We start from the raw sequence: 18,117 nt of genomic DNA, 5'->3' as shown, positions 1-18,117 counted from the left end.
TTAGAAGTTTCACATACCTGACTAATATGGTCAAGTATTTATTTGACTAAAACAGTCAGGTATTTAACCATTAATTAAAAGTGGTTATTTTTTATTCTGCAAACTTTTCCCAACAGCAGTCAGAACACCACGTAAGATGTTGAGTTCTTGAGCTTCTGGACGCGCACGATTAAAAAGGCGACGAAGTTTATTCATCACTTGGCCCGGTTGTGCCTCTGAGATGAATTGGGTTTCAATCATCACTTTTTCAAGGTGTTCATAGAACATTTCCAGTTCTTTATGACGAGGGTATTCCTCTTCAGCCTGAGACGAGTATTGAGATTGAACCTGATTTAAATGTGCAACGCGGATTTCATAACACAGTGTTTGAACCGCCATAGCTAAGTTCAGAGAGCTGTATTCAGGATTTGCAGGGATGCAGACGTGGTAGTGGCAAGTTTGCAGTTCTTCATTGGTTAGCCCTGTACGTTCACGTCCAAAGACTAAAGCAACCGGATGTTTTTGCCCTTCAACAGCAAATTTCTCACCGCATTCTCGAGGATCAAGCATTGGCCATTCAAGCGTTCTTGAACGAGCACTGGAGCCAACGACCAGACTACAATCTTCTACAGCTTCTTCTAAACTACTAACAATTCGAGCATTGAGTGCGATTTCGCTTGCGCCAGCAGCCAACGCGACAGCCTGAGCATCCACCTCACACTGAGGATCAACCAAGACCATTTCGCTGAGACCCATTACCTTCATAGCACGTGCAGCAGAGCCGATATTGCCAGAATGAGAGGTTCCCACTAAAACCACTTTAACATTGCTTAACATGATGTTTTTACGCTACTCAATTTATAACCGCAGAATATTAACATAAACCTGAGTAAAATGGTCAGAAGCTTCACTTTCCCTCGAACCGAATGAATAAAAAATAACCACTTCCCTTTTGGTAAACATTTGGTATACTGCGCACCGCTTTTTTCGTTCTTTAACATCCGTTGGGAAATCCGTATGCATCCTATGCTAAACATTGCTATTCGCGCTGCGCGAAAGGCAGGCAATCATATTGCTAAATCTCTAGAAACTCCTGAGAAAATCGAAGCCACTCAAAAAGGCATGAACGACTTTGTCACTAACGTAGACAAAGAAGCTGAAAACATTATCGTTTCTACGATTAAAAGCTCTTACCCAGAGCACTGCATCATTGCCGAAGAAGGCGGTCTGATCGAAGGTAAAGATCAGGATGTACAATGGATTATCGACCCACTGGATGGCACTACAAACTTTGTAAAAGGTTTACCTCACTTCTGCGTTTCAATTGCTGTTCGTATTAAAGGCAAAACTGAAGTGGCTTGTGTTTACAACCCAATGCTAAACGAGCTATTCACAGCTCAACGTGGCTCAGGCGCACAGCTAAACAACGCTCGTATCCGTATCAAACAAATTAAAGACCTGCAAGGTGCTGTTCTAGCAACAGGTTTTCCATTCAAGCAAAAGCAGCACTCAGAATCTTACATGAAGATTATGACGTCTCTATTTGTTGAATGTTCAGACTTCCGTCGTACTGGCTCTGCAGCTCTTGATCTATGTTACCTAGCATCTAACCGTGTTGACGGTTACTTTGAACTTGGTTTGAAACCTTGGGATCTAGCAGCAGGTGAACTGATTGCTCGTGAAGCAGGCGCTATCCTGACAGATTTCGCTGGCGGTACTGATTACATGAAATCAGGCAACATCGTTGGCTCTAGCCCACGCGGTGTGAAAGCTATTCTGAACCACATCCGTGAAAACGGTAACAGTGCGATTCTGAAATAACAGCTCCGTCACAGCTGATAAATAGAAAGCCCCATCCTAACGGTTGGGGCTTTTTTGTGTCTGACTGTCGCTGAAGAGACAAAAGAAAAGCCACTGAACTCAGTGGCTTTTTCATTTCTTCTTATGGCATCTCGTCGAACTCGGCACCTTCTTTCTCCACTTGTGGAGTCAGTAAGTGCTCACGAGTAATACCTAATTTCAACGCTAGGGCTGAAGCCACATAGATTGAAGAGTAAGTACCGACTGTGATACCGAGTAGAAGTGCCATTGCGAAACCGTGAATCATAGGCCCGCCCTGAACAAACAGAGCGATAACTACAAACAATGTGGTACCTGAAGTAATCAAGGTACGACTTAATGTTTGAGTGATCGAGTCATTCATGATTTCAGTAGGTTCGCCTTTACGCATCTTGCGGAAGTTCTCACGGATACGGTCGAATACAACGATGGTATCGTTGAGCGAGTAACCGACTACCGTTAGCAATGCCGCAACGATGGTTAAGTCCACTTCTACTTGCACTAGCGAGAAAATACCAAGTGTAATAATCACGTCGTGCGCCAGTGCTAATACCGCACCCGCCGCTAAACGCCACTCGAATCGCATAGAAACGTATAGAAGAATACACAGTAGCGATACTAAAATCGCTAAACCACCCGCTTCTGTTAGTTCGTCACCTACGTTAGGACCAACGAACTCGATACGACGCATTTCAACCGATTCACCGGTACCGTCTTTAATTGCGCTTAAGATTTGGTTACCCAGAGCCTCACTTGCCACATTTTCACGTGGACGAAGACGAACCATCACATCTCTCGCAGAACCAAAGTTCTGTACCGTTGCATCACCAAAGCCTTTTGCTTCTAGCGCAACACGGATTTCTTCAAGGTTTACTGGTTGTTCAAAACCAACCTCAATCAATGTACCGCCAGTGAAGTCTAAGCCCCAGTTCAGCCATTTTGTCGATAGTGTGAAAATCGAAGCACCGATCATGAGTATCGAGAAAATGAACGCGAACTTCGACCAACGCATAAAGTCGATCGATTTATCTGTTTTCAGAATTTGAAACATACCAATTCCTACCCTTAGATCGACAATTTGTTAATGCGTTTACCACCGTACAGCAAGTTGACGATACAACGAGTGCCGATAATTGCAGTAAACATTGAAGTGAGAATACCGATAGACAGAGTCACCGCGAAACCTTTAATCGCACCCGTACCCACAGCAAACAGAATGATTGCAGTAATTAAGGTTGTGATGTTCGCATCGGCGATAGTACTGAACGCGTTCGCATAACCTTGGTGAATCGCTTGCTGAGGGTTACGCCCGTCACGCAGCTCTTCACGAATACGTTCAAAGATCAGTACGTTGGCATCCACCGCCATACCGACGGTTAATACGATACCCGCGATACCTGGCAGAGTCATCGTTGCACCTGGAATCATAGACATCACGCCGATGATCAACACAAGGTTGGCAAACAGTGCTACGTTGGCAATCAGACCAAACTTACGGTAGTAAAGAAGAGTAAACAGCATTACTGCAACCATACCCCAGATACACGCTTGAATACCCATATCGATATTCTGTTGACCCATAGATGGACCAATGGTGCGTTCTTCTACAATCGAGATTGGTGCAATCAGAGCACCAGCGCGTAATAGAAGAGCTAGGTTATGAGCTTCAGCCGCTGAATCGATACCCGTAATACGGAAGCTACGGCCTAGAGCTGATTGGATCGTTGCTTGGTTAACCACTTCTTCGTGCTTAACTAAGATAACTTTACCTTCTGGAGATTTACGACCGCTGTCTTTGTATTCAGCAAACACCGTAGCCATCAGCTTGCCAATGTTCTTTTTAGAGAACGCTGACATCTTAGCGCCACCTTCACTATCCAGTGAGATGTTTACCTGAGGACGACCATATTCATCAGTGCTTGAGCTTGCATCCGTGATGCTTGAACCACCAAGAATCACACGCTTCTTCAGAACAGCAGGACGACCATCACGGTCAAACTTAACTTCACTACCAGCAGGTACACGACCCGCAGCCGCTGCTGCTAAATCTGCTTTGTCATCCACTTCACGGAATTCAAGCGTCGCAGTTGCACCAAGAATCTCTTTCGCACGAGCAGTGTCCTGAACACCTGGCAGTTCAACAACGATTCGAGTTGCACCTTGACGTTGTACCAATGGTTCAGCAACACCCAGTTCGTTTACACGGTTACGTAGGATGCTGATGTTTTGCTCAACAGCGTAGTTACGAATTTCTTGTAGACGAGTTTCAGAGAATTGCGCTTTAAGAACGAATTGATTGTTTTCATCAGAAGCAATGAATGTCATATCGCGGTGTTTTGTTTCTAAAGAGGCTTTTGCTTGAGCAAGTTGCTCAGCATCACGTAACACCACTTCTACTGAATCTTTAAGAGGACGAATTGCACGGTAGCGAATTTTGTCTTCTCGCAGTTCACTGCGGAATGCTTCTTCTTGCTGACTGACCAGTTTTTCCATCGCGGCATCCATGTCTACTTCCATCAGGAAGTGAACACCACCACGAAGGTCGAGACCAAGCTTCATAGGTGCTGCACCTATTGCTTCAAGCCAATCAGGAGTTGATGCTGCTAGGTTTAATGCCACAATCGTGTCTTTACCCAGAGCTTCACTTACGACATCGCGCGCGCTGATTTGAGTATCTGTGTCATTAAATCGAACAAGGATAGATCCATTTTCAAGACCAATGGATTTATGAGAAAGCTGCGCTTTATCGAGCGCTTTAGTGACAGAATCCAGCGTTGACAGATCTACAGAGGCGCCACGCGCCCCTGTAATTTGAATAGCTGGATCTTCACCGTAAATATTTGGAAGTGCATACAAAGCAGAGACGGCAATAACAAATACCACCATCAAGTACTTCCATAACGGATAACGGTTTAGCACAGAGAAGATCCTCTAGCTGTTTATAGAGATTTCAGCGTACCTTTTGGTAATACTGCTGTAATGAAGTCTTTTTTAAGAACGATTTCGTTGTTCTCATTAAGAGCAATAGACACATAATCGTTGTCTTCTGCAATTTTAGTAATGCGACCTACTAATCCACCACTGGTAAGCACTTCATCACCTTTAGCCATAGAAGCCATTAGGTTTTTATGCTCTTTTACACGCTTTGATTGTGGGCGGTAAATCATGAAGTAGAAGATTACCGCGAACATGCCAAGCATGATTAGCATTTCAAAACCACCACCAGCTGGAGTACCAGCAGGAGCCGCGTGTGCTACAGAAATTAGACTCATTGAGAAACGTCCTCTAAGTTGTTTTGTCTAGTTTGAAATCTATTGGGTTGCGCAACGTTGAATTCAAGTCAGGAATAGAGATAAATCCAACTTAGCGCACGAAATTACGTTAATGCCAGCACACATGCTGGCATCAACATTAAGCTTTCTCTTTTTGTAGAGGTGGTACTTCACGGTTACGACGTGCGTAGAACTCTTCTACAAATTGATCGAAACGGTCTTCATCAATCGCAGTACGGATACTTTCCATCAAACGTTGGTAGTAGCGTAGGTTATGAATGGTATTCAGGCGAGCGCCTAAAATTTCATTACAACGATCTAAATGGTGAAGATACGATTTCGAGTAATTTTTGCAAGTGTAACAATCACAATGCGGATCTAACGGCGAAGTATCCGTTTTATGAACCGCGTTACGAATCTTAATTACACCGCCAGTAACGAACAGGTGACCGTTACGTGCGTTACGTGTTGGCATTACACAGTCGAACATATCGATACCGCGACGTACACCTTCCACTAAATCTTCTGGTTTGCCAACGCCCATTAAGTAACGAGGTTTGTCTTCCGGTAGTTGTGGACATGTGTGCTCAAGCATACGGTGCATGTCTTCTTTTGGTTCACCAACCGCAAGACCACCAACAGCATAGCCATCGAAACCAATTTCAGTCAGACCTTTAACTGAAACATCACGCAAATCTTCGTATACGCTGCCTTGAACGATACCGAACAAATTATTCGGGTTTTCAAGCTTGTCAAAATGATCGCGAGAACGTTGCGCCCAACGAAGAGACATCTCCATTGATTTCTTCGCTTCATCATGCGTTGCAGGGTATGGAGTACATTCATCGAAGATCATCACGATGTCTGAACCAAGGTCTTTTTGGATTTCCATAGACTTCTCAGCGTCCATGAAAATCTTGTCACCGTTTACTGGGTTACGGAAATGCACACCTTCCTCAGTGATTTTACGAATATCACCAAGGCTGAATACTTGGAAACCGCCTGAATCCGTTAGGATTGGACCTTGCCAGTTCATGAAATCATGCAAGTCACCATGCATTTTCATCACTTCTTGACCAGGGCGTAACCAAAGGTGGAAAGTGTTACCCAGTAGAATTTGTGCACCAGTATCAGCCACTTCTTCCGGTGTCATACCTTTTACCGTACCGTAAGTACCAACAGGCATGAATGCAGGCGTTTGCACTGTGCCACGTTCAAAAGTCAGTTGACCGCGACGCGCATTGCCATTTTTCTTTTTTAGATTGAATTGTAGTTTCACAAAGCCTCCAAATGTCAGAGAAACAGTCTGACGGATTGATACCTACACCCAGCATTAAATTAACACTAGCCTAGGTACAAACAGCTATCCGGAAAAGTGTCCAGATAGCTTCAAATATAAATCAAGAGTATGACGCTTTTCGCTTCAAATAGTTCTCTTGGTTATGAACATAGCATCACCGTAACTAAAGAAACGGTATTGTTCTTTCACTGCATGCTCATAGGCCGCCATAGTATGTTCGTAACTCGCGAATGCACTTACTAACATAATTAGCGTTGATTCAGGTAGATGGAAATTGGTAATCAAACAATCCACTAACTGATATTGATAACCAGGGAAAATAAAAATCTCAGTGTCACCAAAGAAAGGAACCAATTCTGTACCTTTGCTTAATGCGTCTTGCGCAGCACTCTCTAAAGAGCGTACAGAGGTTGTACCCACAGCGATAATACGACCGCCACGAGCTTTGGTTGCAGCAATCGCATCCACCACTTCTTGAGGTACTTCTACGTATTCTGCGTGCATGTGGTGATCGTTGATATTGTCTACACGAACTGGTTGGAATGTCCCAGCTCCTACATGCAAAGTGACATAAGCAAACTCAACACCTTTCGCTTTGATTTGCTCAAGCAAGGTTTCATCGAAGTGCAAGCCAGCAGTCGGTGCAGCTACCGCACCCGGTTTTTGGTTATAAACCGTTTGGTAACGTTCTTTATCTGCATCTTCATCTGGGCGATCGATGTAAGGCGGCAATGGCATATGACCGATGTCATTTAAAATTTCTAATACGGCTTTTTCGTCCGTAAAGCGAATTTCAAACAGCGCATCATGACGCGCAACCATCACTGCATGGTATTCATCATTTTCACCCAGATACAATTCTGTATTCGGTTTTGGCGGCTTAGAAGATCGAACGTGAGCAAGAATCGTGTGCTCATCAAGCATACGCTCAACCAATACTTCGAGTTTGCCCCCCGAGGCTTTACGGCCAAACATACGAGCAGGAATAACACGGGTATTGTTAAACACTAAAAGATCACCCGGTTCTACCAGGTCGAGCACATTTTTAAAGGTGCTATCGGTTAATGCACCGGTATTACCGTTCAACTGCAGCAAACGGCTGGCTGTACGGTCTGCTTTTGGATAACGAGCGATCAGCTCGTCTGGAAGTTCAAAATGGAAATCTGAAACTTGCATGACTGTATATTCGTTCTCTTCAGGGTTTAGCGATGAATCTTTTCGCGGCGCGGTAGTATATACCTAAGCCACACCAAGATACAGGATTGTGCACCACTAACCGCCAATGAATCTGCAATAGTTTGTAATCAACAATGAATTCGCTCAATTCGAGATAAAAGTGGTCAAGCTCTCAGATATTTGTCCGTAGAAAAACTATGCTTTAACCAAGAACCAACGCGTTATTACAAGCCTGAAGAGATAGGAGTTGGATATGATTAAAGTCGAAGACATGATGACTCGTAATCCACATACGTTACTGCGTTCAAACACACTCTCTGATGCCAAACACATGATGGAAGCGTTAGATATTCGACACATTCCGATTGTCGACGCAAGTAAAAGGTTGCTTGGTGTTGTCACACAAAGAGACATACTGGCCGCACAAGAATCGAGTCTGCAAAAAGCCTCAAGTACCACTTCGTACACGGACGACTCTCCGCTCTATGAAATCATGCATACGCAAGTGATGTCGGTTTCGCCGCAAGCAGGGTTAAAAGAAAGTGCCATGTACATGCAGAAACACAAAGTGGGATGCCTGCCCGTCATCGCTAAAGGCGAATTAGTCGGAATTATTACCGATAGCGATTTTGTTTCCATAGCCATCAGCCTGCTTGAGTTACAAGAAGAAGTTGAACCCGAAGAAATCGAAGATGATCTATAGCGATCTTTTCGCTTAATCAGCCATCATTCTCCTCATTTCTGAAAGATAAACAAAAAAAGAGCGGCAAAAGCCGCTCAAAGTTCATGCACAGAAAAAGTTATTATCAATGGTTTTAAAACTGGTCTTCTTCAGTGGAACCAGTAAGGGCAGTAACCGATGAATTTCCGCCTTGGATAGTGTTGGTCATCTTATCGAAATAGCCTGTTCCCACTTCTTGCTGGTGAGCAACAAAGGTGTAGCCTTTTTCAGCCGCAGCAAACTCAGGACGTTGAACCATTTCAACATAGTGACGCATACCTTCACCTTGAGCGTAAGCGTGTGACAACTCAAACATGTTAAACCACATGTTATGAATACCCGCCAATGTAATGAACTGGTACTTGTAACCCATGTCAGAAAGCTCTTGCTGGAACTTAGCAATGGTTTCTGCGTCTAGGTTCTTCTCCCAGTTAAATGATGGCGAACAGTTATAAGCCAGTAGTTGATCTGGGTACTCAGCAAGAATTGCTTCAGCAAACTTACGCGCTTCATCCAGATCCGGCTTCGCTGTTTCACACCAAACAAGGTCAGCATAAGGTGCATACGCAAGACCACGAGCAATCGCTTGATCAATGCCAGCACGTACACGATAGAAACCTTCACTGGTTCTCTCGCCGACAATAAAGTCAGCATCGTATGGGTCGCAATCTGAAGTAAGCAGGTCTGCCGCATTCGCATCAGTACGTGCGATAACCAGAGTCGTTGTGCCCGCAACGTCAGCCGCTAAACGTGCAGCAATCAGTTTTTGTACAGCTTCTTGAGTAGGTACCAGAACCTTCCCGCCCATGTGACCACATTTTTTCACTGATGCAAGTTGGTCTTCAAAGTGAACCCCTGCCGCACCCGCTTCAATCATAGACTTCATCAATTCATAAGCATTGAGTACGCCACCAAAACCCGCTTCCGCATCCGCAACAATCGGTAGGAAGTAATCAACGCCCTCTTCTGGAGTTACACCATTTGACCATTGAATCTGGTCCGCACGGCGGAAAGAGTTATTGATTCGCTTAACCACGCTCGGTACTGAGTCTACTGGGTAAAGTGATTGGTCTGGATACATTGTTGATGCCGTGTTGTTATCCGCAGCAACCTGCCAACCTGATAGGTAAATAGCTTCAATACCCGCTTTTGCTTGCTGTACAGCCTGACCGCCGGTTAACGCACCTAAACAGTTAACATAACCTTTCTTGGCACTGCCATTAACCAGTGACCACAGTTTTTCTGCACCACGTTGTGCAATCGTATTCGCTGGTATAATTGAACCACGTAGGTTCACCACTTCTTCAGCTGTGTATGTGCGTTTTACGTTGTTCCAACGAGGATTCGTTGCCCAATCTTTTTCTAACGCTTCAATTTGTTGGCGGCGTGTCAGTGTCATAATCTATCCCTCTTGATATGAGCGTCCTTTCGCAATCAGTACTGCATTCGCTGATTTTGATCTGACTATTTTTGTTTCACGTTAATGTTGTTATTGGTTATAAGGTTTTGCTTAATCTAAATATTCGTAACCCGGTACGGTTAGGAAATTGGTCAGTTCATCACTGGTGGTGAGTTTCTCCATCAACTCAGCGGCTTCGCTAAATCTGCCAGAGTTAAAACGTTCTTCACCCAGTTCTGATTTCACCACCTCAATTTCTTCGGCAAGATACTGACGGAACAACTCTTTGGTTACGATCTGACCGTTATCCAGCGACTTTCCATGTTGTATCCACTGCCAAATTGATGTGCGCGAGATTTCTGCTGTCGCGGCATCTTCCATCAGTCCGTAAATCGGTACACAACCATTGCCGGAGATCCAAGCTTCGATGTATTGCAGCGCAACGCGAATGTTGTGTCTCATTCCCTCTTCACTTCTTACACCGTCACATGGCGCCAATAGTTCTTCGGCTGTGATAGGCGCATCAGACATACGGCTCACATCCAACTGATTGCTGCGTTCACCTAGTACTTGGTTGAAAACATCCATTGCTGTGTCAGCAAGCCCAGGGTGAGCAACCCATGTACCATCATGACCGTTGTTCGCTTCTAACAACTTGTCATTGCGAATTTTGTCCTGAACCTGTGCATTCACTTGCGGATCTTTAGCTGGAATGAATGCCGCCATACCGCCCATCGCAAATGCTCCACGCTTATGACAGGTATAAATCAGCAAGCGTGAGTAGGCGTTCAGGAATGGTTTATCCATAGTCACAACTTGGCGGTCAGGCAGTACACGGTCAGCATGTTTTTTCAGAGTTTTGATATAGCTGAAGATGTAATCCCATCGACCGCAGTTGAGGCCAACAATGTGTTCTTTCAGTGCAAACAGAATTTCATCCATCTGGAAAACCGCAGGCAGTGTTTCAATAAGTACCGTGGCTTTGATGGTGCCTGTTTCTAAACCAAAGTAGTCTTCAGTGAAATGGAAGACATCGCTCCACCACTTAGCTTCTTGGTACGCTTGCAACTTTGGCAGGTAGAAATAAGGACCACTGCCTTTTTTCAACAGAGCTTTGTAGTTGTTGAAGAAATACAAAGCAAAATCTAACAACGCTCCCGGAATAATCTGTCCGTCAAAGGTGACATGCTTTTCACGCAGATGCAGACCTCGAACGCGACAAATCAGTACCGCTGGGTCTTCCTTAAGTTGATAGTTTTTACCGTTGTCTGGATTGGTATAGCTGATGGTGCCATTCACTGCGTCTCGCAAATTGATTTGCCCATCCAAAACCTTATCCCAAGCCGGAGACATAGAATCTTCGAAGTCAGCCATGAATACTTTTACGTTTGCATTCAGTGCATTGATCACCATTTTGCGATCGGTTGGCCCCGTAATTTCAACGCGGCGATCCTGAAGATCATTCGGAATGCCGAGGATTTTCCAGCTTCCTTCGCGAATATCTTTGGTTTCACTTAGGAAGTCCGGCAACTGACCGTTATCGATTGTTTGCTGTTTACGTTCACGCTCTGCAAGTAACTCATCGACTTTTGCTGCATATCGAACACACAGTTCCGATAAGAAAGCTTGCGCTTCGCTAGGAAAAATCGCTTCGTGCTCTGAATTGAGCTCTCCAGTGATTTTTAATCGGGAACAAAAACTAGCATCTCTCTCGAGAGCGATATTCGAATCTGACGTTTGAGCGAACATATCTTCTTCCTTTTTATTCAAAATTTCATTTGTAACTTTAAAACTACAAATTAAATTTTAATTTCCTGAGCATTCCTTGCTTTCCATGCCTATACAATCCCTCAAACAACATCAGACTGCAACGTATTTAACACTAGACATAGGTCTACAAAACCTAAATAAACACTAACTTACAAAGGGGTTTAGTAAAAGCCAAAAAATGCATACAGGCAAAATTCAAAGTTTTATTCGGTTGATATTTTAAGCACCTCGCAAACAACAAAAATGTAATTAATTACGTAATATAATTACAGTAAAAATCGAAGTGTAAAATCGCTTTAAACAACAGCAAAGCCGCTTTGAAGATCAAAGAGTGCAGAAGTGGTGGTAGCTTAGACGGAGAAAGCCATTTTTCTTCAAACATCGAGCAAGACAAAAACTGTAAAATTAACTTTGTGAATTTTTACAATTTTATGAAAGCTTCATAATTTTTAGTCTTGTGAAATTTCACAGAAAAAGCGATTCGAAAAGTATAACTAACTAAAAAATGCACCATTAACAGTGCATTTTAACTATAAGATGATCGTCTATATTTGCGAACCAATTGAAGTTTCTACTCAGCAGAGAGCGAATAAGATGTCCAAAGTGTGTAAAAAACAGAGACCTGAACCGGCAGGACACGCGACTAAGCGCTACAACATCTCTGAAAGCAAATCCGCAAGGAGGTTAAACGTATGACTGCGAGATGAACTTGGACGCCATATTAATCCAATTTCCCTGTAGGCCTGCTGACCAGGAGGATCGATGACCACGAGATTCTGGTTTTCTAAAAGACCGTGTTCAATCGCCATTTGTGGGATAAACGTCGTCCCTAATCCATTGGCAACCATCTGTACTAAAGTATGTAAACTCGTTGCTGTAAATGGATTAATCTTCTCTTTCTCTGTTAGCTTACAGGCAGAAACCGCGTGTTCCGTTAAACAGTGTTCGTTCTCTAACAAGAATACAGATTCATCAGGTAAGTCTGCGTATTTGATGGGAACTCGAATAGCATCCGCTTGATTACGGCTGATCACCATACGAAAAGCATCTCGGCCAACAATACGACTTTCGAGATTTCCAATATCCATTGGCAGAGCCAAGATCAGAACATCTAACTCTCCATTTCTCAGGCTCTGAAGCAGATTCGCCGTAGTATCTTCGCGCAACAATAGGTGTAACTTCGGATAACGTAAATTCACCTCTTGCACCAAGTCCACCAGTAGAAACGGCGCAATTGTCGGGATACAACCCAGCCTCAGTTGCCCTTCCATCGCATCGGTTTGACACAGTTTACCGACTTCGACTAAATCCTGTCCTTTAGCGAGTAACTCTCGCCCTCTCTTTACCACCTGCTCTCCGGCAAGGGTAAAAACCAGCGGACTTTTTTTATCTTTCTTTTCATACAGCGGGCAACCAATTAACTCTTCAAGGTTTTGAATGCCTTTGCTCAAGGTAGATTGACTCACAAAACAACGTAATGCCGCCTCGCTGAAGTGGCGGGTTTCATGCAGTGTCACTAAGTAATGAAGCTGCTTTAAGCTTGGCCATTTATTCATAGTAATTATTATCTTTGAGGTATTTCGGTTCAGTGATTTATGATGTGGGCTATTATCGCTTTTTTCGATTAAGTTAATCTATTTAATTCGCTTTTTTCTATTTAAGAAAATGTACTATAGTTTGTCTCGTACATACATGGACTAAGCCGACAACAATGAGAGTCGGCTTATCATAATTTAATGCTTAGGAGCAAAAAAATGGTACTAGTAGGTCGTCAAGCCCCTGATTTTACTGCTGCTGCGGTACTTGGTAACGGTGAAATCGTTGATACATTCAACTTCAAAGAATTCACTAAAGGTAAGAAAGCAGTTGTATTCTTCTACCCTCTAGATTTCACTTTCGTTTGCCCATCTGAATTGATCGCATTCGACAAGCGTTTTGAAGACTTCCAAGCTAAAGGCGTTGAAGTGATCGGTGTTTCTATCGATTCTCAATTCTCTCACAACGCATGGCGTAACACTGCTATCGCTGATGGCGGTATCGGTCAAGTTAAATACCCTCTAGTTGCTGACGTCAAGCACGAAATCGTAAAAGCTTACGATGTTGAGCACCCAGAAGCTGGCGTTGCTTTCCGTGGTTCTTTCCTAATCGACGAAGACGGTCTAGTACGTCACCAAGTTGTTAACGACCTACCACTAGGCCGTAACATCGACGAAATGCTACGTATGGTTGACGCACTAAACTTCCACCAAAAACACGGTGAAGTTTGCCCAGCACAATGGGAAGAAGGCAAAGCAGGTATGGACGCATCTCCTAAAGGCGTTGCAGCATTCCTATCTGAGCACTCAGACGATTTAGGCAAAAAGTAATCACTTCTTAGCCCGCGCTCAACTCGGGTTAATGGTTGGACAATATATAAAGCGATAACGCACCGCCAATCAGTTAAGAAGTAAAGTCTTGTAAAAGCTCAAAGCATCCGCTTTGAGCTTTTTTATTTATAGCCGTTAATTGGCATCGAACACGAACACGCCCAACCATCCATGGCACATCCGGTTCGTTTATCGATACCAATGACAACTTTACCGATTGCAAGCAATGAATTTACTGCTGTTTGGTATACACTTATCCCCACATAAAACAGCTGCGAGCCCATCATGAACTACAACATCGAAGTGTGTATCGACAATCTAGAATCTCTACATTTAGCGATCGAAGGCGGTGCCAACCGCATCGAACTTTGCTCTTCTTTGGCTTTAGGTGGACTCACACCAAGTTTTGGCATGATGAAGCAAGCTGCGAGAATTTCGTCTATTCCTGTTTATGCCATGATCCGCCCTCGCCAAGGCGATTTCCTTTACGATGAAGACGATATGGAATCCATGTTGTATGACATTGATTCGGCGGCTGAAGCGGGCTTACAAGGTATCGTGTTTGGCATTCTTACCGCTGAAGGAAAAGTTGATATTCAGAAATGCGCCAGAATCGTCAATCACGCCAAACTGAATGGATTAGGTGTGACTTTTCATCGCGCGATAGATCAATGCCAAGACTATCGCCAAGCATTAGAAGACATCATTGAACTCGGCTGTGAGCGAGTACTAACTTCAGGTCTCGCCAGCAATGCATTAGCGGGGGCAGATGTCATCACAGACATGGTACAACTTGCAGATGGACGCTTATCCATTATGGCGGGAGCAGGTGTATCAAGTGACAACGTGGAAACCATTGTCACTCAAACCTTGGTTAAAGAAGTGCACTTATCCGGAAAATCAACGCGAGCAAGTCACATGACGTTGGTGGCAAACAGCGCCAAAATGGGCAATCAAAACCTCGATGACTTCATCGTCCCTGTGACGAATCCAGAAGCCATTCGCAAAGTCGCGGAAATTGTAAAATCGTTTTAGTGCTGAGATTTAGAAAGAGAATCTAGCGCAAAGCATCATCGATAGACTGTTCGCCCAAGTGGCGAACGTCTTTGCCTTTAACAAAGTAAATGATGTATTCACAGATGTTTTGGCAACGGTCGCCAACACGCTCAATTGCACGCGCAGACCACATCACTTGCAGAATATGCGGGATGTTTTTTGGGTCTTCCATCATATAAGTCATCAACTGACGAATCACAGCTTCATACTCTTTATCTAGCTTGTCATCTAGCTTATAAACCTCTGCTGCGGCTTCCAAATCCATACGGGCAAAAGCATCCAGCACTTTATGTAACATCGCCACAGCACTGCGACATAAAGGCTCTAAGGAGACCTGAAACTGAGTCTCTTTTGAAGAAGGGCTTTCAATCGCCACATAAGCCATCTTCGTTGCAACATCACCGATACGTTCAAGATCGGTAATGGTTTTGATGATCGCCATAATCAAACGCAGATCTTTTGCCGCAGGCTGACGCTTAGCGATAATGCGAGTACATGCTTCATCAATCGACACTTCCATCGCATTCACTTTGTGATCATCACGCACCACTTTTCTTGCAAGCTCAATATCCTGCTTATTCACCGCTTGCATCGCGAATGAAAGCTGTTGCTCAACCAACCCGCCCATGGTTAATACATGAGTACGAATGGATTCAAGCTCAACATTGAATTGACCTGAGATATGGCGACCTAACTGCATGATGGATCCTTAATTCGCAGAGTTCTGCTGTAAAAAGTGCTGATGTTCACTTAACCGTATCGACCAGTAATGTAGTCTTCGGTTTTCTTTTTCAATGGCGAAGTAAAAATAGAGTCCGTATCTGAGTACTCGATCAATTTTCCCATATGAATAAAGGCGGTATGGTCACTCACCCTTGCTGCTTGTTGCATGTTATGGGTAACAATCACTACCGTATATTTGGTTTTCAGCTCATGGATCAGCTCTTCGATCGTCAAAGTTGAAATTGGGTCAAGAGCTGATGTCGGTTCATCCAGCAATAGCACTTCAGGTTCAATAGCAATGGCACGTGCAATCACCAAACGCTGTTGCTGACCACCGGATAAACCAAACGCATTTTCATGCAGACGATGTTTTACTTCATCCCAAAGTGCCGCTGCGCGCAGTGAGCGCTCCACCGCATCATCTAAGGTGCGACTGTTCTTTATTCCCTGTAAACGTAGACCGTAAACCACGTTTTCGTAAATAGATTTAGGAAACGGGTTCGGGCGCTGAAACACCATACCCACTCGGCGTCTGAGAGTGGCAACATCCACATCCGGATGATAAACGTTTTTGCCATGCAGCTTGATTTCACCTTCTACGCGGCAGGCTTCCACAAGATCGTTCATACGGTTGATACAACGCAGCAAGGTCGACTTACCACAACCAGAAGGACCGATAAACGCCGTCACTTGTCCTTTAGGAATGCGCATGGAGATATCGCTCAACGCTTTTGTCTGACCATAGAAAAGGCTCAAACCTTCAATTGAAATTGAGGTTTGCTGGTCAGTTAGATTGTTGACATCCAACGGAGCTTGATAGCCCAAAGTTTGATTAACAGAAAACATGCTTAATCTTGTCCTAAAGTACGATATTTCTCGCGCAAATTATTACGAATGCTAATGGCTGTTAAGTTCAAAGCCACAATGACCGTTACGAGTAAAAATGATGTCGCGTACACCAACGGTCGCGCGGTTTCGATGTTGGTAGTCTGGAAACCCACATCGTAAATATGAAAACCTAAATGCATAAACTTACGTTCCAGATGAACATAAGGGAACTCGGCATCTACTGGCAAGCTTGAAGCAATTTTTACTACCCCCACCAGCATTAATGGCGCAACCTCTCCCGCAGCACGGGCTATCGCTAATATCAGTCCTGTAATCATAGCAGGGCTAGCCATAGGCAGAACAATTCGCCAAATGGTTTCAAACTGTGTTGCGCCCAATGCTAATGAGCCGTGGCGAACCGAATTCGGAATACGGGTTAACCCTTCTTCAGTGGTCACTATCACCACAGGCAGTGTTAACACTGCCAATGTCAACGCTGACCATAACAAACCCGGCGTACCAAAGGTAGGTGCTGGTAAACGCTCTGCGTAGAACACGCTATCGATAGATGAACCTATGGTGTAAACAAAAAAGCCTAAACCAAACACGCCATAAACAATAGACGGTACACCGGCTAAGTTGATGACTGCTACGCGAATAATGCGGGTAAAGGTATTGTCTTTGGCGTATTCATGCAAATAAACCGCAGCAACGACGCCAAGAGGCATCACAATTACCGACATCAGCAACACCAGAAAGACAGTGCCAAAGATTGCTGGGAACACACCGCCTTCGGAGTTAGATTCACGTGGATTTTCAGATAAAAACGCCCAGACCTGTTTCGACCACTGGGTCAATTTTTCCAAAGCATTCATATCATTCGGATACCAGATATCCAAGATATGACTCACAGGAATTCGTACCCGAGTTCCGGCCATGTCTTCAACAATCAAAGTTTGCTGACCTAGCTGAGTTCTCAGTAAATCCAGATACTCTTCTGCTTGTTTTCGTTTTTCATCCAGCACTTGCTTTTGCTGTTGATAGGCAGCCAGATATTCATCGGTTAACTTACCGTTGAGCTCTAAACGTCTTCTCTCCAGTCTCAACTTTTCTGAAGCACTGCTGACAACCCGAATCTCTTGTTCAATCACTGTATCGATCTGCTCACGCAGCGTCGTCACTTCTTGCAATCCTCGCTCAAGAAGCGTTGAAATATAAGAACTGCTCTCACCATCGGCTTTCTCAAACCCGACAGGCTTACCAAAGAACTGTCCGTCACGGGTACGCTCAATCACCGCCCAACCCGTCGGCTTTTCAGGTGCAGAAACGTTGTCTGCCAGCAGTGAAATGAAATCCGCCTGATAGAGGTCTCGGTTCGCAACTTTAATGCTTAAGCGCTCTGCGGTTCCCTCTTCCGAAGCTTCGGCAGACAGAGTGATGTTCATCTCTTTCAAATGGCTGACAGGAACACGTTCAGAGGCGTATAGCTGACCGACGATCACTTTGTTGGGCTCTGATAAGTTGTGCCATTGATACAGAGGTGCAGGCCAGAAATAGGTTAACCCTTTCCAGCCGATCAACAGCAATAATCCAAGAACCGAGATCAAACTTAGGCTCACCGCACCGCCGGTAAGCCATATCCAAGGAGAGCCCGATTTAAACCATTTCAATAACGACATTTAGCTATC

The 18,117-nt window shown here is 44.3% G+C and carries 17 protein-coding genes; 4 read left to right on the top strand and 13 right to left on the bottom strand.

The annotated features are described in order from the left end of the window. Positions 1–84 precede the first annotated feature (84 nt). Complete coding sequence (trmJ, locus tag HKI82_RS18885; protein WP_171138866.1) at positions 85–816, bottom strand: tRNA (cytosine(32)/uridine(32)-2'-O)-methyltransferase TrmJ; 732 nt, start codon at positions 814–816, stop codon at positions 85–87. Positions 817–996: 180 nt separating this feature from the next. On the opposite strand from trmJ, the gene suhB reads away from it, so the two are divergent. Further along, positions 997–1,800 (top strand): inositol-1-monophosphatase, encoded by an 804-nt coding sequence (suhB, locus tag HKI82_RS18880; protein ID WP_171138865.1) that lies wholly within the window; start codon positions 997–999, stop codon positions 1,798–1,800. A gap of 121 nt (positions 1,801–1,921) precedes the next feature. Here suhB and secF read toward each other — a convergent pair whose 3' ends face one another. The 5 genes from secF to queA form a co-directional block, all read right to left on the bottom strand. Continuing rightward, the gene (gene secF / locus HKI82_RS18875) at positions 1,922–2,869 is read right to left on the bottom strand and encodes a protein translocase subunit SecF (protein ID WP_102942917.1); all 948 of its coding nucleotides are present in this window, start codon (positions 2,867–2,869) and stop codon (positions 1,922–1,924) included. Positions 2,870–2,883: 14 nt separating this feature from the next. Beyond that, a complete protein-coding gene (gene secD, locus HKI82_RS18870; RefSeq protein ID WP_171138864.1) occupies positions 2,884–4,737 on the bottom strand; it encodes a protein translocase subunit SecD in 1,854 nt (617 codons plus the stop codon). A gap of 20 nt (positions 4,738–4,757) precedes the next feature. Beyond that, on the bottom strand, positions 4,758–5,090 hold the full coding sequence (yajC, locus tag HKI82_RS18865) for a preprotein translocase subunit YajC (protein WP_042489647.1): 333 nt from the start codon (positions 5,088–5,090) through the stop codon (positions 4,758–4,760). A gap of 139 nt (positions 5,091–5,229) precedes the next feature. Beyond that, on the bottom strand, positions 5,230–6,369 hold the full coding sequence (tgt, locus tag HKI82_RS18860; protein WP_171138863.1) for a tRNA guanosine(34) transglycosylase Tgt: 1,140 nt from the start codon (positions 6,367–6,369) through the stop codon (positions 5,230–5,232). Positions 6,370–6,513: 144 nt separating this feature from the next. Beyond that, positions 6,514–7,566: a tRNA preQ1(34) S-adenosylmethionine ribosyltransferase-isomerase QueA gene (gene queA, locus HKI82_RS18855; RefSeq protein WP_042489643.1), complete on the bottom strand. Its 1,053-nt coding sequence runs from the start codon at positions 7,564–7,566 to the stop codon at positions 6,514–6,516. Positions 7,567–7,819: 253 nt separating this feature from the next. On the opposite strand from queA, the gene HKI82_RS18850 reads away from it, so the two are divergent. Beyond that, positions 7,820–8,269 (top strand): CBS domain-containing protein, encoded by a 450-nt coding sequence (locus HKI82_RS18850; protein WP_102942920.1) that lies wholly within the window; start codon positions 7,820–7,822, stop codon positions 8,267–8,269. 112 nt (positions 8,270–8,381) lie between these two features. On the opposite strand, the gene aceA is transcribed toward HKI82_RS18850, so the two are convergent. From aceA to HKI82_RS18835, 3 genes are all read right to left on the bottom strand, one after another. Beyond that, a complete protein-coding gene (gene aceA / locus HKI82_RS18845; protein WP_171138862.1) occupies positions 8,382–9,686 on the bottom strand; it encodes an isocitrate lyase in 1,305 nt (434 codons plus the stop codon). Between the two features lie 111 nt (positions 9,687–9,797). Continuing rightward, complete coding sequence (gene aceB / locus HKI82_RS18840; protein WP_102942922.1) at positions 9,798–11,435, bottom strand: malate synthase A; 1,638 nt, start codon at positions 11,433–11,435, stop codon at positions 9,798–9,800. Between the two features lie 671 nt (positions 11,436–12,106). Next, positions 12,107–13,012: a hydrogen peroxide-inducible genes activator gene (locus HKI82_RS18835; RefSeq protein ID WP_102942923.1), complete on the bottom strand. Its 906-nt coding sequence runs from the start codon at positions 13,010–13,012 to the stop codon at positions 12,107–12,109. Positions 13,013–13,210: 198 nt separating this feature from the next. On the opposite strand from HKI82_RS18835, the gene HKI82_RS18830 reads away from it, so the two are divergent. Next, positions 13,211–13,822: a peroxiredoxin C gene (locus tag HKI82_RS18830; protein ID WP_042489622.1), complete on the top strand. Its 612-nt coding sequence runs from the start codon at positions 13,211–13,213 to the stop codon at positions 13,820–13,822. Positions 13,823–13,944: 122 nt separating this feature from the next. Here the strand turns inward: HKI82_RS18830 and HKI82_RS18825 are convergent, their stop codons facing one another. Then, positions 13,945–14,109, bottom strand: a complete 165-nt coding sequence (locus HKI82_RS18825) for a hypothetical protein (protein ID WP_171138861.1) — start codon at positions 14,107–14,109, stop codon at positions 13,945–13,947. On the opposite strand from HKI82_RS18825, the gene HKI82_RS18820 reads away from it, so the two are divergent. After that, positions 14,108–14,857, top strand: coding sequence for a copper homeostasis protein CutC (locus HKI82_RS18820; protein ID WP_171138860.1), 750 nt, complete (start codon positions 14,108–14,110; stop codon positions 14,855–14,857). The two genes, HKI82_RS18825 and HKI82_RS18820, sit on opposite strands and share 2 nt — an antisense overlap. Before the next feature lie 22 nt (positions 14,858–14,879). Here HKI82_RS18820 and phoU read toward each other — a convergent pair whose 3' ends face one another. From phoU to pstA, 3 genes are read right to left on the bottom strand one after another with little or no spacing between them, the layout of a single operon-like run. Further along, positions 14,880–15,578: a phosphate signaling complex protein PhoU gene (gene phoU / locus HKI82_RS18815; RefSeq protein ID WP_102942924.1), complete on the bottom strand. Its 699-nt coding sequence runs from the start codon at positions 15,576–15,578 to the stop codon at positions 14,880–14,882. A 50-nt stretch (positions 15,579–15,628) separates the two neighbouring features. Continuing rightward, positions 15,629–16,447 (bottom strand): phosphate ABC transporter ATP-binding protein PstB, encoded by an 819-nt coding sequence (gene pstB, locus HKI82_RS18810; RefSeq protein WP_102942925.1) that lies wholly within the window; start codon positions 16,445–16,447, stop codon positions 15,629–15,631. A 2-nt stretch (positions 16,448–16,449) separates the two neighbouring features. Then, the gene (gene pstA, locus HKI82_RS18805) at positions 16,450–18,108 is read right to left on the bottom strand and encodes a phosphate ABC transporter permease PstA (RefSeq protein ID WP_171138859.1); all 1,659 of its coding nucleotides are present in this window, start codon (positions 18,106–18,108) and stop codon (positions 16,450–16,452) included. Positions 18,109–18,117 lie beyond the last annotated feature (9 nt).

Source organism: Vibrio plantisponsor (assembly GCF_013041605.1).
GTDB classification, from domain to species: Bacteria; Pseudomonadota; Gammaproteobacteria; order Enterobacterales; family Vibrionaceae; genus Vibrio; species Vibrio plantisponsor.
Note: the sequence above shows the minus strand (reverse complement) of the source record. Positions and strands in the feature narration are given on the sequence as shown.